The organism is Euzebya tangerina (assembly GCF_003074135.1).
GTDB classification, from domain to species: Bacteria; Actinomycetota; Nitriliruptoria; order Euzebyales; family Euzebyaceae; genus Euzebya; species Euzebya tangerina.
Genome location: NZ_PPDK01000001.1, coordinates 2131913 through 2150465, shown reverse-complemented (window position 1 = coordinate 2150465; position 18553 = coordinate 2131913). Strand labels below are relative to the sequence as shown.

10 protein-coding genes are annotated in these 18553 nt (G+C 70.7%); 2 read left to right on the top strand and 8 right to left on the bottom strand.

The window, feature by feature from the left end:
- Nucleotides 1-118: 118 nt before the first annotated feature.
- The 4 genes from C1746_RS09865 to C1746_RS09850 form a co-directional block, all read right to left on the bottom strand.
- Nucleotides 119-4873 (bottom strand): coiled-coil domain-containing protein, encoded by a 4755-nt coding sequence (locus C1746_RS09865; protein WP_116714431.1) that lies wholly within the window; start codon nucleotides 4871-4873, stop codon nucleotides 119-121.
- A gap of 217 nt (nucleotides 4874-5090) precedes the next feature.
- Entirely contained in the window at nucleotides 5091-6104 is a 1014-nt protein-coding gene (locus tag C1746_RS09860) for a glycosyltransferase family 2 protein (RefSeq protein ID WP_116714430.1), read from the bottom strand.
- 10 nt (nucleotides 6105-6114) lie between these two features.
- The gene (locus C1746_RS09855) at nucleotides 6115-8448 is read right to left on the bottom strand and encodes a cell wall-binding repeat-containing protein (protein WP_116714429.1); all 2334 of its coding nucleotides are present in this window, start codon (nucleotides 8446-8448) and stop codon (nucleotides 6115-6117) included.
- A gap of 122 nt (nucleotides 8449-8570) precedes the next feature.
- Nucleotides 8571-10043 carry a cell wall-binding repeat-containing protein gene (locus C1746_RS09850; protein ID WP_162867588.1) on the bottom strand — a complete coding sequence of 491 codons (1473 nt, stop codon included), beginning with the start codon at nucleotides 10041-10043 and terminating at the stop codon, nucleotides 8571-8573.
- 293 nt (nucleotides 10044-10336) lie between these two features.
- On the opposite strand from C1746_RS09850, the gene C1746_RS09845 reads away from it, so the two are divergent.
- A complete protein-coding gene (locus C1746_RS09845) occupies nucleotides 10337-10822 on the top strand; it encodes a hypothetical protein (RefSeq protein ID WP_162867587.1) in 486 nt (161 codons plus the stop codon).
- A gap of 106 nt (nucleotides 10823-10928) precedes the next feature.
- Here the strand turns inward: C1746_RS09845 and C1746_RS09840 are convergent, their stop codons facing one another.
- The 3 genes from C1746_RS09840 to C1746_RS09830 all read right to left on the bottom strand — a co-directional run bounded on the left by C1746_RS09840 (nucleotide 10929) and on the right by C1746_RS09830 (nucleotide 14136).
- Complete coding sequence (locus tag C1746_RS09840; RefSeq protein ID WP_116714426.1) at nucleotides 10929-12305, bottom strand: ABC transporter ATP-binding protein; 1377 nt, start codon at nucleotides 12303-12305, stop codon at nucleotides 10929-10931.
- Nucleotides 12306-12334: 29 nt separating this feature from the next.
- Nucleotides 12335-13117 (bottom strand): class I SAM-dependent methyltransferase, encoded by a 783-nt coding sequence (locus C1746_RS09835; RefSeq protein ID WP_116714425.1) that lies wholly within the window; start codon nucleotides 13115-13117, stop codon nucleotides 12335-12337.
- 155 nt (nucleotides 13118-13272) lie between these two features.
- Nucleotides 13273-14136 carry an ABC transporter permease gene (locus tag C1746_RS09830; RefSeq protein WP_162867586.1) on the bottom strand — a complete coding sequence of 288 codons (864 nt, stop codon included), beginning with the start codon at nucleotides 14134-14136 and terminating at the stop codon, nucleotides 13273-13275.
- 58 nt (nucleotides 14137-14194) lie between these two features.
- On the opposite strand from C1746_RS09830, the gene C1746_RS09825 reads away from it, so the two are divergent.
- Nucleotides 14195-17038 (top strand): cell wall-binding repeat-containing protein, encoded by a 2844-nt coding sequence (locus tag C1746_RS09825; protein ID WP_205711796.1) that lies wholly within the window; start codon nucleotides 14195-14197, stop codon nucleotides 17036-17038.
- Between the two features lie 150 nt (nucleotides 17039-17188).
- Here C1746_RS09825 and C1746_RS09820 read toward each other — a convergent pair whose 3' ends face one another.
- Nucleotides 17189-18502 (bottom strand): glycosyltransferase 87 family protein, encoded by a 1314-nt coding sequence (locus tag C1746_RS09820; RefSeq protein ID WP_162867584.1) that lies wholly within the window; start codon nucleotides 18500-18502, stop codon nucleotides 17189-17191.
- Nucleotides 18503-18553 lie beyond the last annotated feature (51 nt).

Genomic DNA, 18553 nt, shown 5'->3' with positions numbered 1-18553 from the left:
AGTGGCCTCGAGTATCCGGTGTGTAACTACGTGCCTGTAAGTCTGTGGCAAGACGTGCGGAACGTCAACCCCGATCCGGCGAATCTGTGGTACGGGGTTCCTGGGCCCGCCGGCGGGGTTACTCGGAGGCGCCGGTGCAGGTCCGCCGGTGCGCTGCCAGTCCCGGTGGCGTCTTGGCCACGAAGCCGCAGTCCGGGCAGACGTTGCCGAGCCCCCGCCGGCGCTCCAGCACCGGCACATCGGCGACCGGCGCGGGCACGGACGGCGGTGGTGGCGCCGTCACCCGAGCAGCGGTGTCCCTCACGTCAACCGGCGGCCGGTCAGCCCGGGGGCGGTCAGCCGGAGGGCGGTCACCGGGACGGGGCTGGGCCCAGCGGTGCCGCCCGCCGTCTGCATCGCGCGACAGGAGATCCTGCAGCTGTCCGGCCATGGTGGCCAACACTCGCTCGGTGTCCTCCGCATCGCCCTTGAGGTCCTGGACGTGCCCGGTCATGGCCATCTCCAACTGCTCGAAGCGGTCCGTCACGTCCGACAGCAAGGCTCTGACGTCGGCCAGGCCGACCTCGGCGCCCTCCGCACTCGGCCGCCGTTGGCGGTCCACTCCGGGGCTGATGGCTGCCAGTCGGGAGGTGGCCTCGTCCAGCCTGCCGAGGCTGTCGTCCTGAGCCTGCTGGAAGGCCTGGGACAGCTGGGTCCGCAGCGAGGATTCGGCGCTCGCGAGCTGCGCCAGCACGGTGCTGGCCTGCGCGTCGACCCCGGCCAGGACCTCGTCCGCTCGGACTGCGAGAGCATCGAGGACGGCATCCGCATCGGTGCGCAGCCCGCGGCGGAGGTCCGTGATGAGGCGGTCGGCCCGTTCCATCACCTCCATGCCATCTGGTCCGGTGGCCGGCCCCTCCTCGAGTCGTCCGCGGAGCGAATCGACGGCGACAGCCAGGTCTGCGAGCCGTTGATCGGTGTCCGACAGCGAAACCCTGAGCCCCTCCTCCGTGGCGGCACTCATCCGCTCGACCGCAGCGTCGATCATGCTCACGACGTCTCGCCGTGATGGACCGGGCGGCGGCGGCACGGGTTGCTGTTCGATCGCCGCGGCGACCATCTGCTGGATCTGGTCGGCCAGGCGCCGCTCCATGGAGGACAGCATCGTCCCCAGAGCGGTGGACGCGGGGTCCTCGAAGAGCGAGGGCGCGACAGTGACGGCCTGGTTCAGCTGGCCGACCGCGTCGATGATCTCCGACCGGACCGACTCGACGACCGCGCCGAGGTCCCGGACCACCTCATCCCGTTGGCGACGGTCCTCCTCGACGCTGGCGACCAGGGCATCTCGGACACTCGAGACGGTCGAGGTCACGTCGGAGGGCAGGTCGAGCAGCAGCTCCTCCATGCGTCCGGCGATGTCGCCGACCCGGCCGGCGTCCTCACGCTCCCGCTGCGCGAGCCGATCCACCTGGCCCCGCAGGGCCGTCCGGGTGAGGCTGATCTGGGTGTCGATCTCCTCGCGGACGGCGGTGAGCAGCTCCCCCACCTCGGTGTGTCCGCGCGAGCTGAGCTCCTCGCTCTGGTCGACAGCGCGGCTCACCACGCCCTCCAGGGCACTGACCTGGTCGCCCAAGCCGTCCATGAGCCGGGTCACCGTGGCCTCGACCCCCGCCACCGTCTCCTGTCCAGCGGCCCGACCGCCGGTCAACGTCTCCGCGAGGCCCTCCCGGGTCGACGTCAGCTCGGCCGTCAGCCGCTCGGTGGCCTCGGTGATGAGGGTCTCCAGCTGCTCGGTGTGCCGGCGGTGGATCGTCTCCAGCTCCCGCCGCGTTCCCGCGACGTCCTGGGAGAGCTGCCGTCCGACGTCCGAACTGGCCGCCTGGATGTCGGCGGCGATCGACTGTCCGGCCGAGCCCAGCTGCTCGACGGCACCGTCGATCCGGGTGCTGGCCTCCGCGACGCTGTCTCGTGCCCGGGTGATCTGCTCGGCCAACCCGCCGGCCACGGCCTCCGTACTCGCCTCGATCCGCGTCGCCATCTGGTCGGAGGCCTCACCCAGCTGGCCTGCAGCCTGCTCGGCTGCCTGCCGGAGGCCGTCGACGGCGATCTCCAGCGCCTCACCCACCCGTACGGACAGCTCCGACGTCGCTGCGGTCAGTGCAGAGGTCTGGGCGACCTGGTCCTCGCCGGCGGCCTGCAAGCGCTCCTGGAGGGAGGCCAGGCTCTCGGTCATGGTCGACGCCAGGTCCCCGGTGACATCGGCCAGCCCGGCCTCGAGGGCCGCCCGGGTCTGCCGCGTCGCATCCCCGAGCAGCGTCATCGACTCCGTCGTGGCGGACCGGGATGCTGCGACGTCGTCCTGCAGGGCTTGGCGGACGTCGGTCACGAGCGCCGTGACGTCCGGCCTGATCTGCAGGGCAACCGCGGCGAGGTCCTCGGCCGCCTGCTGCAGCCGATCGGTGTTGGCCAGGCTGGCCTCGGAGAGCGCGGCCGTCGTCTGTTCGATGCGTGTGCTGGTCTGCTCGAGGTCCTCGGCCAGCTCGGTGCGGACCTGGCCGATGGCCTCGGTCAGCATCCCGCGAGCTTCGGCGGTGACCTCGCTGGCCACCCCGCTGGAGCGTTCGGCCGCCTGGTCGACCGCCGCCGCCAGTTGATTCACCAGCCCCTTCGCCGAGGGGAGGAAGCTGCGCCCGGTGTCGCTGAAGGACTGGGCGATCTCGGTCATGTCGGCCGCGGCCTGCGTCAGCTCGGCCAGGGACGCCTCCACCCGTTCGCGGTCGGCCAGCGCCACGTCGGTGAGCGACTGCTGCAGTCGCTGCGTGGCCCCCTCGATCCTGCCCGGGACGGACTCGACCACGTCGCGGAGGGTCCGGGATGCCTCCGTCAAGCCCGTCAGACTCTCGACCTGCGCCTCGGTGAAGCGGCGAGTGGCCTCGTCGGCGGCGGACTGGACCCGCTCGGCAGCCGCACGGGCGGTGTCGGTCAGCATCGCCATGGCCTGGTCGGACCGGGCCTTCTCGCCGCTGACGACCTCGCCCAGCGCCTGCTGGACGTCGACCAGGGACTGCCGGACCTGGGGCTCCAGGGTCTGGGCCGCTGCAGCCGAGGCGGCGCCCAGGTCCTCCACGGCCTGCGCAACGCCGTCCTGGACCTGCGTGACCGCGGCCAGCAGCACCGGCTGCAGCTCCGCCGGCATCTGCTCCAGGGTCTCGGCCGCCTCGGTCAGGCGCGCCAGGCCCGATCCGTGCGCCTCCGCCAGCCTGGCCGTCGCCCGCCCCACCGCCTCCAGCACGCCCTCGCGGGCAGACGAAGACGCCTCGGTGAGCGCCGCAAGTGCCGCGTCGACCTCGGCCCGGTCCTCCGCCGCCACCTCCCGCAAGGAGGTCTGCACGTCCGCGAGCGCGCGCGCCAGGCGCGGCTCGAGCGACGACGCCGCGTCGGTCAGCAGGGCCGCAGCCGCGGCCACGCGTTCGGTCCGGTCCTCGTTGGCGCCCAGCAGGGCATCGAGGGCGGTGTCCAGCGTCTGTCGGGTCTGCGCGGCGTTGTCGGTGGTGACCTGGGTGACCAGCGCTGCCGCCTGGGTGAGCGCGTCGGCTGCCTGGGTGGAGTGTTCGGTGAGGTCGGCGAAGCGCTCGACACTGCTGCGCTCCAGCCGGGCGACCGCCTGGTCGACGATGGAGCGCACATCGCCGATGCCGGCACCTCGTGCCCCGGCCAGCTCCGTGACGGTCTCCACGATCTGCTGACGCTGGGCGTCCAACATCGTGGCCAGCTGCTCGGTGGTGCCAGCCAGTGCGTCACGAAGCTGCGGCTCCAGGTCCGTGCGAAGATCGGCGGCCCGATCGATGAGTCCGGCGAGCCGCTCGTTGCGATCGGCCGCGGTGTCCAGGAGTCCGGCCAGCTCACCGGCGATGGCCTCGCGGGTGGCTTGGGCTGCGGCGTCACCGACGGCCGTGCTGGCCTCGTCCAGTTGCCGTGAGGACTCCGTGAGGTCCACGGTGACCTGGCTGGCGACGTTGCTCAGGCGGGTGGCCACCTCGGTCGCGGCCTGCGTGGCGGCGGTCGTCACGACCTCCGTCAGTTGGCGCTCGGACACCCGCGAGAGCCGCTCCACCGATGCCTGGGACTGCTCCTGGAGGGCCGCGATGGCCTGCTGTGCTGCGGCGACCGCGATCTCCTCGATGGCCGCCGAGCCGGTCGCAGCTGCCGTCTCGCCTGCCGCACGGCTGGCGTCGCCGATGTCCGCCCGCGCCGACTCGAGGAGCGCGGCCAGGTCTCGTTCCGTGGACTCGGCCAGGCTGGCCAGCGCACCGGCCGCGCTGCGCTGCAGGGTCTCGACGGCTTCGCGGGTCCCCGCGGTCTGCGCGTCCGCCCGGTCCTCCAGGCTCTCGATCGCGTCGTCCAGACGCTCGATCGCGCCCGTCCAGCGACGGTCCTGCTCCGATCGGGCGATGTCGGCCACCCGGTCGATGGCGACCAGGACGTCACTGCGCGATTGGGCCACGGCGTCGGCGATCGGGGAGGCCCCGTGCTCGACCCGCTCGAGGCCGCTGATCATCTCCTCACGCAGGGTTGCGACGGTGCGCCGCAACTCGGTGAGGGTCTCGCTGTCGGCCAGTTGCGCCCCCACGCCGGCGATGCCGCCTTCGACGCGGTCGAGGGCGGTGACGAGCTGGTCCCGGACGTAGTCGAGCTCCCGTGGGCTGACGGTGTTCTTGGTCAGCTCACTGGCTGCCCCGCCGAACTGGTCGGACAGTGTCGCAAGGCCATCGGACACCGTGACCAGGCTCTCCTCGACACGGCTGACCAGGCGCCGGATCCGGCGCTGCTCCTCGAGTTGAGCGGTCACCGCGCTCTCGAAGGCCTGGTCCACTCGTGATTCGATGTCGCTCATGCGCAGGTGTACCTTTCGGCAATTGCTCTCCGGCCCAGCCTAAACGGCGGCGCCGCCAACTCCGGTGGGGCAACACCGTCCATCCGTTGTCCAGATCGGTGCCATCCGTTGGCTGGATCGGTGCCGTGGCGCGTGGCCGGGCTGGTACCTGACCGGGTGGGTGGACTTCCCCGGCCCCCAGGCCGGAGAAGTCCACCCGCCCGCTCTGGCCGGGCGACTACCAGCCCCGTCTGATCCGCTTGGCCACCCAGGCCCGGTAGTCGAAGGGCTCGAACCAACGCGCCACGATCTCGGCGTTCGGGACCGTCCGGTGGGCCTCGGCCAGCCGGCGCTTGCGCAGAGTCGAGCGAGGATCTGCCAGATCGCGGACGGCGCCGAGGAACGCCAGCGGCACGGTCAGCGCGAGGTCGGCGGTGCGGAGGGCCGTCGTCGCGCCCAGCAGGTGCCAGTGGCGCAGCAGCGATCCGGGGTCGTCGTTCTTGGCCACGGTCAGGAACCAGTTGCGGTAGCTGAGTCGCTCGACCAGTCGGCTCCGGCGGGCGCCCTCCCCGCCTCGCTCGTGACGGCCGACGGCATCGGGGAGGTACCACGCCTGCCACCCTCGCGCCTTCAGCCGCCAGTCGATGTCGACGTCCTCGAAGAACGCGAAGAGATCGTCGTCGAACACCTCCCCGTCGAGGGCGATGTCGTGGAGGGCGGCGACGCGGTGGAGCGCAGCGGCGCCGGTGACGCCGAAGATCTCGACCGGGTCGTCGTAGCTGCCGTCGTCCGGGAGGCCGTCACCGCGGTTGCGGAAGACCCGGTTGGTGTGGGCGCTGTGCCCGGCGGAGTCGATCATCGGCTGGCCATCGACGGTGACGACGGACCCGTCGGGCCGCATGCGGTGCAGCCGGCCCTGCACGCTGGCTGCGTGCGGCCGGGCCTCCAGACCCGTCGCGAGGGCTGCGATGTGGCCGGGATCCAGGCGCACGTCTGGCGTGACGAGGAAGAACCCACCGTCGGCGGCACGGGCCAGCGCCTGATTGGCGGCCCCGGTGTAGCCCAGGTTGCGGCGGTTGGCGATCACCTCGACGTCGGAGAACCGCCGCGCGATATCCGCCGAACCGTCATGTGAGTTGTTGTCCACCACGACGAGGTGCAGGTCGGGGTGGGTCTGGTCCAGCAGGCTGGTCAGCGCGGCCGCCAGGTGGTCCGCGGTGTTGTAGGACACCACGCAGACCGTGACCCTCATGGCCACGCCGTCATGGGACGGGCAGGACGTGGGGGTTGGTCACCTGGGTTCCGGTCACGTCGGTGATCGTGACGCCGGTGTCGGCGAAGGCCAGATCGGTGCCGATCTGGGCGATCAGGGAGCCGCCAGAGGGACCGGGACGGCCGACATCGATGAGGGTCTGCCGGCGCGGTCCCTCGTCCACGGTCAGGTCCTGCGCCCCGACGGTCACATCGACCTGGGCGGTGGTCGCCAGTCCAGCCGCCTTGAGCGGTGGAGGGTTGTAGTCAAGACCTTGGACGGTGCTGTCGTCAGCCCAGACCAGCTGGCCGATCCGCAGGTCCGCGCCGAGATCGGTGTCAAGTGTGGGGCGCTGCTCGAAGAACCCGACGCTGACCTGCGGATCTCCGCCGCGGTCGTAGGCGTAGGCCGTGCCGTCGGGACTGAGGGCGGCCGACTGGAGCACCCCTGGGACGGTCACGAGCGGCATCACCGGGCCACCGGCGATGTCGACCAGACCCAGATTGCTCTGGACACCAGGTTGGACGCTCTCGATCACGTACACCAACACCCCCGCACCACTGGCCGCGCCGTCGGCGGCGCCGACGGCATCGCTGCCGGCGACGCGGTGACCCGGGGCCAGGGGGGTGATGGTTCCGTCCGCGAGAGTGATGCGTTCCACGCCGATGTCGCCGTTGTTGTTGCGGGTGGCGATCACGGCCTGGCCATCGGGGGTGAACTGCGGCTCGGACCAGCTGACGGCGTCTGCCAACGGGACCAGGGTCGTCGGCGTGGCGAAGTCCTGGCCCGTGCGGGTGATGATCTGGTCATCGTGCACGTACACCAGCGTCTGGCCGTCCGCCGACACCCGAAGGTCGCGGCAGCCGTCGCACGCGTCGATGACGCGCGGGTTCGAGCCATCGACACCAACCAGTCGCAGCTCTCCGGTCGTCTGGTCCGTCGCCTCCTCCCCCGCATGGAACACGACCTGGGGCACGGGATCCTCGGGCGGGATGACCGTGTAGGAGGCCGTCGTTGCGTCCTGAGCCACACCACCCGGCAGGATCGGCGTGACGATCAGCTCGCACTCCCCGACCGTGGTGATCGTCACGTCTGTCGGACTGGGCCCCGCGATCGGCCCGTCGGTGCAGGATCCGCTGATCTGGAGCTCGTCCACGGTGTTGTTGGCCAGGATCTCGACCCCATCGCCCTGGGTGATGGTCGATCCGCTCGGCGGGTCGAAGCGCAGCAGGACCCGCGGCGGCAGCTCGAGCAGGCTGCGGGCCTCGTCGCAGACCGAGGCCACGGTCACGCAGGTGAGTCGGATCGGATCGGTGTCATTGGGGGTGTCGCCCACCGATCCCCGTCGGGCCTCGGGGGTCTGAGCACTGCTCAGCCAGGCCGCCGTGGCCGGCGGGATGACCTCGCCGGAGGTGAGCACGATCGGTGCGCCGAAGCGAGCGGAGTGGGCCGCCGCGGCGAACCCGCCCGCCCAGGCGTTGTCGCCCTGCCCGTCGACCAGCGTCAGCCGAGCGGCATCGGAAGCCGTCGGGGCGCCGACCTTCTCGGCCACGGCGACCGCCGTGCCGAACCGGTCGCTGCCCGCCACCCGCTCCACATTGTCCACCAGCAGCCGGAGCTCGGCCTCGACCTCGGCGCTGACCGCGGCAGTGCCGCCCAGGATGAACGCATTGCGGACAGCGCCGCTCGACAGGTAGTTGCGTGTCGTCCCGGTCAGGACCTCGGTCTCGGTCAGGAGGATGGGCCAGCCCGACGACGCGGACCAACCGCCGGCGGCCATCGCGTCGGCGAAGGCCTGGGTCGGATCCCCCACCGTCGGGTCGGAGAAGGCCCGGGCGATCAGGACGGTCTCGGAGCCCTGCGCTCCCACGTCGGCGATGGCCGTCGCCGTCTCGATGCGCGAGGGACCGAAGGTGCGATCGACGGCGTAGCCCTCACCGGTCAGCTCCGCCTCCACCCCGGCGGAGATGGCATCGACGCCGCCCAGCAGGAGCACCTCCGCCGGATCCAGCAGCTCGATCTGGGTCATGATCTCCGGTGGGATCGGACCCGCCGACGGGACCAGCAGCAGCGGACTCTCGCTCTGCAGCAGGCCGGAGGTCATGGCGTCCGCGAACTCGTCGTCACGACCGATCAGGACCCGCTCCGCCGAGGCGAACGTCGCGTCCGTCAGGCGTGAGGCGATCTCAGCCGTGGACAGCCCCTCCTCCCCGTCCTTGATGATGGAGATCGTGTCGGCGGGATCAGCGATCGCTGCCGTCATGGTGCCGGCGAGCAGCGCAAGGACGGCGATGGCGACCAGCAGTCGTGAACGGGGGTGGCGAGTGGGTGAGGTCGTGCGCATTGCGGGCCTGAGGCTCCCTTGGGCGATGGCGGTCTCGAACGGACCGCCGCGTAACCCTAGGACGAACCGGCCGTCGTCACTGATACCTCATGCGCGGGATTGTCACGCCGGGGTGTGGGCGGTCAGTTGCCGGTCAGAGCCCGGATCTCGTCGCGGACGGTCGCGTTCACGCCCTCGGCAAACCGCAGCGTCGGCGCAGATGCTGGTCCGTAGTTCTGCTCGGCCAGGACCGTCCGGACCGGCCCGGGAGTTTCGGTGTCACCGGCGAACAGCAACGGAGCCTGATGCCTGGCGGCGTAGGAGCTGTGGGCCAGCGCGGAGGCCCAGCCGTCCGCTGCCCATCCCGGCGTCACCATCAGGTGCCCCCCGAAGCGGGGCTCCTGGGCCCACAGCCCACGCATGACGTTGGCCCCGGTCTCCGAGCGGTCACGACCAGTCAGGCGACGGGCCCCTGCGGCCCGCATCGTGGGGTCGCTGACCACCGCGGTCCCACCGATCACCAGCCGGTCTGCCTCGGGCACGGCGTCGAGCATCTCGGCGGTCTCGCCGGGCACTCGGCTCCGGTCGAGGAGCAGCACCGGCTCGCCGTGCAGGGCTGACTGGCCGGCGATGGACACGGCGTCGGCCCATGCGTCGGCGCCGATCAGGTGGATGCGTGACGGACGGCCGCGCACGGCCAGCAGCTCTCGTGCGACCAAGAGGGCCGTGGCGTAGCGGGAGGAGCCCGCCAGGCGGACGGGCTGCGCGCCCGTTGCGGCGATCTGTTGTTCGGCCTCGCTCGAGAGGCCGCCGCCGAGCAGGTAGACGCGGGTGTCGGCGGTCGATACTCGGCTGATCTCCTCGACGACCGCGGTGGGCAGGCGTCGTCCTTGCTTGACGAACAGGATCGGGCTGTCCGCGCCCGCGAGTCCCGAGCCAGCGAGGGCGTCGACCGCCAGGTCGTCCCGGCTGATCACGATCCGGGGGCAGCTGGCTGCCGCCATGAGCGCCTGTGAGAGCGCCAGCGCCTCCGCGCCTGCCGGGGACAGCTCTGGCTCCTCGGCTGGCGGTGGTGGTGGGGGTGGTGGTGGCGGGGCGGACTCCTCCTCCAGCAGCTGGACGAAGTTGCCGGTGCCGTACAGGCGGCCATCGGCGGCCCTGACCGACCCGACGCCGATCCGGTTCCAGTTGCTGCCGAGCATGATGGCGCGGTGTGGTGGGGAGTTGATCCAGCCTTGGACGACGCGTGCTGCCAGCTCCTCGTCGGCGACGCCGCTCTGCGCCGCATACCCGACGATCTCACCCGAGGCGCCGACGGCGCGGCCGTACTGCTGCACGGCGTTCGGGTTGTGCGACAGGCCACCGTTCGCGGCCATCACCTGCGACCAGCCTCGCGAGACCGCCGACAGGGCCGGATCCTCGGTGAGAGCCGGGAGACCGTTGCGCTGCCGGTACTCGTTGATGAGCCGCAGCAGTGTGCTGTCGGCGGCGGACTGAGCTGATGCGGGTACCGCGGGGATGGCTGCCAGGGCGCCGGCGGCGGCGAAGCCCCCCAGCAGCGTGCGACGGTTCAGGCGGACGGGCGACCGGTGGACGGTCGAGGCTGGTGCGCTCATGGGTCTCACTCTCCGTAGTCGGCGGGCCCTCAAGCCGTAATGCCAGGGAGAATGCCTCAGGTGCTCCCGAGCACTCATCGTCCGGTGGTCCACCTGCCTGATCGGACTACAGTGAGCCGATGCGCCGTGTGGCAAGGCTCGGAATTGCAACGATTCTCCTGCTCAGCGCTGGGTGTGGACGCGTGGGTGGGGAGCCGTTCCAACCGTCGCTGAACGTCCCGCTGGTGGTTGAAGCGGACAGTTCGGTCGGACAAATTCTCAACCCGGTCGGCGAATCCGTCAGTCGGATCGACGTGAGCGTTGCCACGTTCGCCCAGGAGCCCGATCCCGAGGGCATACTGACGGTGACGGTGGAGGGGGCCAGCGGACCGAGGGAGACGGCGGTGTCGGGCGCAGACCTCACCGACGGCGCGTGGGTTGCGGCCTCCTTCGACCCGCCCGTCGTGGTGGGGGACCTGGCCGAGGTGCAGCTGTCCTGGGACGGGGCGACGCCGCTCGCGGTGTGGAGCAACCGGACGCTGGCGGGGACCGTCGGCATCGAGAACGATCCGTACGCGGCGGGACAGCTGGTGGTGGACGGACGGCCAACCGATGGCGATCTGGCCTTCCGGGTGGTGACGACCGACGGTTCCGTCAGCGACCACGTGGTCGAGGTCGTGCGAGGCGCTGGTGCCCGGCTGCTGGACCAGCCGTGGTTCGCGCTGGTCTGGCTGGTGCTGCTTGGTGGGGCGGGCGTGCTGGTGGCGCTCGGCCGCCGCAGACAGGTTTCCAAGCGCTGACCGGCGCGCCGCTGGTGCGCGATCGTGGAGATACTCGGCCAGAGCCGAGGAACTGCGCGATCGCGCTAGAGGAGGCGCTTCGTGCGACCCGGCGAGGCGGCGGTCCTCAGCGAGTGGCCGTCGGTGGCTCCGCGCCCCGCGGCCACAGCGGGTCCGGGTGTGCCGCCGGCCCACCGTCCTCGGGCGCCGGTGGCTCGGACTCCGGTGGCCAGACCCCGGCCGGGTTGTCGACGGTGAAGGTCGCCTCCACCGGGACGACCCCCACATCCCACGGCTCGCCCCGCACGACCACACGGGCCGCCTCCAGCGCCTGGTCATGCACCTCGTCGGTCTCGGCGTTGCCGATCTCGACATCGACCAGGTAGGTGCCGGACAACACGTTGAGCCGCAGGTCCACGGTGGTGGTGAACGGCGTGTCAGGCGGCGGCGGGGCGACGTACTGCACGCGGTAGGAGGTCCGCGAGTCGTACAGCGGCATCGCCAGGTCCGGTCGGCGCAGCACGATCCGCACGTACAGGCCCCCGTCGCCGATCAGCTGCCGCGTCGGCTGGGCCGTCACCGTCAACCGGGCCGCGGTGCCCGTGTCGACGGCCTCCGAGGGTCCGCTCGGCGTCTCGGATGCCGGCAGATCCGGGAACGTCACGCCGACATCGGTGATCGTGACCGCTCCGGTCACCGTGTCCTCGTCCTCCTCGACGGACTCGTGAGCCGACAGCTCGGGCAGGCGCATCTCCGCCCCGTGCCCGCTGGCCAGGCGGCGCTGGTACTCCTCCAGCGCCTGGGAGACCGGGCCGTCGAAGACCACCCGGCCGGACTCGAGCAGGATCCCGCGGTCGCACAGGTTGTTGATGGACTCCAGGTCGTGGGAGACGAGCACGACGGTCTTGCCGGCCTCGGCGAAGGCGGTCATCCGCGCAAGCGACCGCTCCTGGAACGTCTGATCGCCCACGGCCAGGACCTCATCGACCAGCAGGATGTCGGGGTCGACGTGGACGGCGATCGCAAAGCCCAGCCGCACGTACATGCCGCTGGAGTAGTTCTTGACCGGGTTGTCGATGAAATCCCGGATGCCCGCGAAGTCGACGATGTCGTCGAAGCTCGCCTCCACCTCTGCGCGCGAGAGACCCAGGATCGACCCGTTCAGGAACATGTTCTCCCGGCCGGTCAGCTCCGGGGAGAACCCGGCCCCCAGTTCGAGCAGCGTGGCAACGCGGCCGTTGGTCTCCACGGACCCCTGGTCTGCGGGGAGGATTCCGGCCATGCACTTGAGCAGGGTCGACTTGCCGGAGCCGTTGTGACCGATCAGCCCGACCCGCTCCCCCGGCATGATGTCCAGGGTGACGCCGTTCAGCGCGTGGAACTCGCGGAACGAGCTGCGCCGGAAGCTGGTCAGCCGTTCCTTGATGCCGGGTGGGACCTCGTCGTAGATCTTGAAGACCTCGTGGAGGTCGGTGACGCGGATCGCGGGCGTGCGCTGGCTCATGGGCTGGCCAGGCGCAGGAGTCGACATGCTCACGGTCGTGAGGCGAGGATCTCGATGCTGGGCACCCCGTCGGTGTGCAGCGTGGTGTCCACGACCTCGAGGCCTGTGGACCTGACGGCCGCCAGGAGGTCGTCGTGGCTCAGCCAGACGCTGTAGTGATGCCCGCTCCCCCAGAAGTGGTCCGCCGCCCGGTCGTCGCGGTACTGGTGCTTGTTGTAGGTGTAGGTGCGCTCGCCGCGCTCGACGGGCACGGCCTCCGAGAACATGGCCGCCACCTCCTCGCTGAAGGAGGAGGCGTCGTAGTAGTGGGTCCAGATGTAGAGGTGGTCCCCCGCACCAGCCGCCAGCTCGATGACCCGCACCGGATCCTGCATGTGGTACAGCACCCCACAGGCCACGACCAGGTCGAAGTGCTCCTCGGGGTTGTCCTCCATCCAGCTGACGAAGTCGCCGCAGAGGAACCGCGAGCGCTGCAGCCCGAGCAGCTCCTTGACGACGAGGCACTTGAGGTAGGACTTGGTGTTGCCCTCGATCGCGAGGACCGACGCGGCGCCGGCCTGCTCGAGCATGGTGGTGTGGGCGGCCTCGAGCGGTCCGAGCTCGAGGACGCGCTTGCCGTCGACGCCACCGACGGCAGCAATGGTCTGGGTGATGCGGGGGTCCTCGAACAGGGGGCTCTGGCCGGCCTGGACCTCGCCGAGGGACCCCGGCATGGCAGAGGCCCAGCCGCCGTGGAAGATGTCCAGCGTCCCCTGGACGGTGGGGGGCTCGTTGACGTGGGTATCGAGGATCGGGGTGGGCCCATCGGCCACGGGGGGCTCCGCTGGCTCAGCAGGCAACATTGGCTCAGCAGGCAACACTGGCTCGGCCGGCGCGCTGCCGCTCCCGCCTGATCGAACCAGGCGCGGCTTGAGCCGCGAGAGTCTGCTGCGCACGTCCATGCGAGGAGGTTAGCGCCCGGGCACGCTCAGACCTGTTTGGCGAAGCTCGAGGCCGAGCGCCGGAAGACCACGTAGCCGAAGACGAAGGCCAGGGCGGCGCAGAGGGTGCAGACGCCCCAGGTGGCGAGGTCGGGGATCTGCGGCGGTGGGTGTGGTGGGCTGCCGAGTGGGTTGCTCGGGTCGAGTGGCAGCGCGATGCCGTACAGCAGCGTGTGGAACAGCTCGGCGAACCACGTCATCGGGTTGACGCGCAGCACGGTGACCCAGGTGTCGCCGTTGCTGGCGGCCCCCCGGATCGTCTCGATCGAGTAGATGATCGGGGTCAGGTAGAACCACGCCATCATCACCACGGGGAGCAACTCGGTGAGGTCACGGAACTTGACCGTGAGTGCGCCGAACAGCATCGACACCCCAGCGGTGAAGAGCGCGACGAGCAGCAGCGCGACGACGATCGCCGGTAGGAGTTCGGGGTGGAACCCTCGTTCCCAGATGAACAGCGGGCTCACGACCGCCAGGCCGATCAGCAGGTGGACCCCCTGGGCGATCACCAGCGACATGGGGATCAGCTCTCGGGGGAAGTAGACCTTGGAGATGAGCCCCCCGTTGGCGATGATCGAGCCCGCCGACGACATCACCGAGTTCTGGAAGAACCCCCACACCAGGTAGCCGGCCAGGAAGAAGACGGTGAAGTTGCCGTCCCCGAAGGGGATCCGCAGGAACGTCGCGAAGACCAGCGTGAAGATGGCCGCCAGCGCGAGCGGCGTGATCATCGACCACGCGAACCCGAGCGCCGATCCCTTGTACCGGACCTTCAACTCCTTGCGGATGAGGTTGGCGAGGAGTTCCCGGGTCTGCCAGACCTCGGTGGCTACAGCGACGGGGGACGACATCGGGGGAATGGTACGCCGACCACTCAAGCCCTCCGCTGTACTCACCGACAAGTAACGGGTGACTACCCTGAGTGACAGATGGCCGTGGCGTCTGCTCATCGCTGGGCTGCTCGCCCTCGCTGTGAGCCTGGCTCTTGTGGCCCCGCCGCGCTCGGCATCCGCCCAGCCCCAGCCCGATGCCGAGCAGCCCGACGTGATCGCCTCACCCGACCTGCGTTGGATCCCGTCGGACCCGACGGCCGCAAGTCTTGCCCTGGCCCGGCTGTCCTTCCCTCCGGGGATGTCCGCGGAGCGTGTTCTGATCGCCCGTTCGGATGCCTTCGCCGATGCGCTGGCGGCGGGGGTGCTGCAGTCGGGCGCGCCGCTCCTGCTCGTCGACGGGACCGCTCCTGTCCCGACGGCAGTCGCGGCGGAGATCGAACGGCTGGAAGCCGGTGAGGCCCTGGTCCTGGGTGGTGAGGGCGCGGTGAGTCGGACCACGGCAGACAGCGTCGCCGCACTCGGTCTGAGCGTCCTCCGGATCGCCGGCTCGACACGACTGGCCACGGCAGCGGCGATCGCCGACGAGGTCGCGGGCCAGCGCACCGACGGCGTGGACGCGGTCATGCTCGCCCGCGCGTTCGGCGACGGTGGCGACGAGACCCGCGCCTTCGCAGACTCGCTGGCCGCCGGGTCCCTGGCCGCCGAGGCCGGACGCCCGATCCTGCTCACCCAGACCGACGTCCTCTCCGGTGAGACCGAGGCCGCCCTGATCGACTTGCAGCCGCGTGAGGTCATCCTCATCGGCGGTGGTGCGGCGGTCGGCGCTGCGGTGGAGGGCCGCTTGGACGAGCTGGGCTTCGCGACCCGTCGCCTAGCGGGCAGCACTCGGGTCGAGACCGCTGAGGCCGTCCAAGGTGAGCGCAGCGCGTTCCGCGCGGTCTCACCGCTGAGCGGCGCGACCCGTCCGGGCGGTGCGTCGCAGGACGATGACGGAGCCCAGCCGAGTGCCCACGCCGTCGTCCTCGACGCCGGCGCACCCGACGCCTGGGTCGCTGGCTTCGCGAGCGCATCGCTTGCGTCGGCGACCGGTGCCGCGGTCGTCCTCTCAGCCGGTGGCCTCAGCGACGCCGCGCGCGCCGGTCTTGCCAACCAATCGGGCCCGCTGGTCTGTGCCGGCGACTCCGGCGCGTGCGCCGACGCGGCCTCCGCCATGGAACTGGCCCCGGGAACGGCGGTCACCGTGACACCGCCGAATCCCGGCCCCGGCGAGGAGATGAGCGTCACCGTGGAGGGGGCGAGTGGGGACATCGGTCTGCTCGGCACCTGCATCAGCGCCGCTACCTCCATTCCCTCGGGCGGGTCCGTCGCGCTGGCTGGCGACGTCGGATCGTCCTGTCACCTCGTGATCACCTCGGTTGACGCGGACGGTGTCACCCAGACCGCGATCGCCACCGTCCTCCCTGGGCGCTCACCGCAACTGGCCGGAGTCCCCGACTTCGCCACCCATGTGCTCGGTGACCCGTGGGACTACGACAACATCGAGGACATCGTCCTCGCGCCCGGGACCATGTACCAAGCTTGGAACGCGCGGCTCGAGGAGGGTGAGTTGCGCTTCAGCACCAACGCCGGGCACGTCCACCTGCTGTGGCAGGGCATGCCCGGCGCGATCGCCATGGGTCGCGACGGCGCCCTCAACCCCATCGATCCAGGCCGCTTCGGGCGGGTCCAGGTCCGCGTCCACTCCAGCGTCGAGACGCTCGGCGTCGTCGGGTCGCAGATGTGCCTCGAGCCGCCGGGCCACTGCAGCCTGAACCACACCGCACCACTCCGACCCGGCTGGCAGACCATCGAGGTCGAGCCGAACTGGGACGGACCGGTCTACGGCCTCCGCTTCGGGGCCACGGGTGCCGCGGACCTGCGGGTCGACTGGGCCCGCGTCATCCCCACCGCACAGCCCAGCACCACGGTGGCAGGTGTCGCACCCCTCCAGATCACCGCTGGTCCTGAGGGGGACATCCAGCCGGTTCTCGACGGCACGACGTTCTCGCTGAACGGTGCCCCCAACGGCACCTACACGCTCACGGGCGCAGACGGTGTCAGCAGCGAGCTCGAGGTCGTGGAGCCGCCCCGGATCCAGATCACCAACCCCGACGATCAAGGCGGGGAGGACTACATCACGGCCACCACCGGGGATGCGTGGGACTTCGACCAGCCGACCGATGTCACCCGCTTCTGGAGCACCCGGAACCAGCGCTTCGAGGGCGGCGTACTGTTCGGCACCAACACCTCCAACGACCCCGGCGTCGACCTGCGGATGGGGCCGGTACCCTTGGACCCGACCCGCTACCACCGGGTGACCCTGCGCTTCGGCAACGAGGGCCCCGCTGACCTGTCCTTCAATCCCGGCGGTGGGTCGATGGCCCGGCTGCTGTGGGGCCGCAGCGACAACTTCCAGACGGGCAACGACATCGTGTCCTACGCCGCCTACGACTCGTTCACGTTCTCCATGCTGGATCCCTTGGCGCTGGAACCTGGTGTGGCGCCGTGGACCACTCAGCCGGTCGAGCAGCTTCGGTTCGACCCCAACGAGGACCCCGGAGCTCGGAACTGGACGATCGACGAGATCGCCATCCGGGCCGACGACGAGGCATCGGGCCCGTTCGTGGTGGACATCGCCGAGACCCGGGCGGACGAGGGGTTGGACGCCACCCAGCTGACCGTGGCCCTGGACACCGACCGGGTCGGGTTCGACGGGAAGGTCCTTGGGACCGGCACGAGCACAACGGGCACGGGTGTGGAGGTCGACACGTGCCAGGTGCCACCGGGCACGTACTGGGTCCACGTCACCGGAACCCGCGGTGACACCTCGGCCAGCGTGTACGCCACGGGCCCGCTCCAGGTGGACCACAGCGCCTGCTGATCCCACTCGTGCCCGGCCAGGGGTGGGTGGACTTCCCAGCCCTCACGGGCGGGAAGTCCACCCGCCAGGCCCAGGCCGCCCCGAGGACCTGTGACCCCTGGCGGTCACGGCCCATGACCCCTCGCGGTCACGGCCTCTGACCCCTGGCGGTCACGGCCGAGTGGGCGACGGACCCGACGACGGACCCGACGACCGCGCCAGCTCACGCACCGCCGGCCACGCCCAGATCACCATCACCGCGATGAAGGCCGAGCGGAACCCGCCGGCCAGCTGGGTCGCGAGGTCCGGGCTGGTCAATGTCACCTCCCGCAGGTTGGGCACGGCGTCCGCCAGGTCCGGCGCCAGCGGCTGGAACAGCCCCCACGTCGTCCCCGGCCCACCCAGCAGATCGGCCAGCCCGAACACGACCACCACCATCAGCAGGTGGGTGCCCAGATTCCCGCGCCACGTCGGTCGGCGAGCCAGCGCCAACGCCACGAACGGCGTGAACCAGGCGAAGTAGTGCGCACTGAACGTCGTGAGCGCGAACAGTCCGGCGTGGAACACCGCCAGCCACACCCAGAGCTCGCTCACCTCGGGCGGCCTCTCTCCCCACCAGTCGTAGGACCGGCCGAGCAGCACCACGTACAGCCCGACGGCGAACAGGCCGAAGAGGTAGATCGGCCCCGGCCCGTCCACCGGCAGCGTGTAGGCGAAGAAGGTCGCGCCCGTGTTGAAGTCCCGCAGACGCGAGAACTCCCCCAGCGTGTCCGCCCAGAGCGTGTTGGTCCACAGCACGAGACCCAGGGGGAGCAACGACAGGGCCGTCCACGCCGCCTGACGCGTGACCCCTCGCATCGCCACCAACGCGAAGATCGGGATGAGCATCACCGGGTAGCCCCGCATGGTGATGGCGACCCCGAGCGCCACCGCAGCCCACCACGGATGGTCGCTCTCACACGCCCAGATCGCCACGACCACCAGCGCCACCGCGAACATCTCGTACCGACCGAAGGCGTAGGAGGCGTAGAGGCCGATGGGTGAGAGCATCCAGAACGCCCAGGCCCGCTGAGCCTGTCGCGCCGGAACCCGGGCCACCATCAGCAGGATCACGACACCGGCGGCGAGGTCGAAGAGCAGATACGGCGTCTTGAGCGCCAGCAAGGTCCCGAAGATCCCATCGGTGTCCACGAACGCGCGTTGGATCTGCGGCGCCAGGCCCGCGCTGTCGGACCACCACCACGGGTCGGTCCACAGCACATCGGCGGAGGGCAGGACGGGATCGAGCAGCCGCAGGCTGAGCGCGTGGGTGTAGTGGGCGCCCATGTTGACCAGGTACTCGCTGAACACCTCCCCGTCGTAGGCGATCAGGTGACTGCGCCAGTACACCGCCAGCAGGTCAGCGCTGATCGTGAACGGGGCGATCAGCAGCCGGATGATCAGTCCGATTCCCAGCCAGCGCAGGGTGCCCGGGCGGGTGAGCACCTCCGGAACCCGCGCCTGCACTGCCCGGGCCAACGGAGCACGCCGCGACCC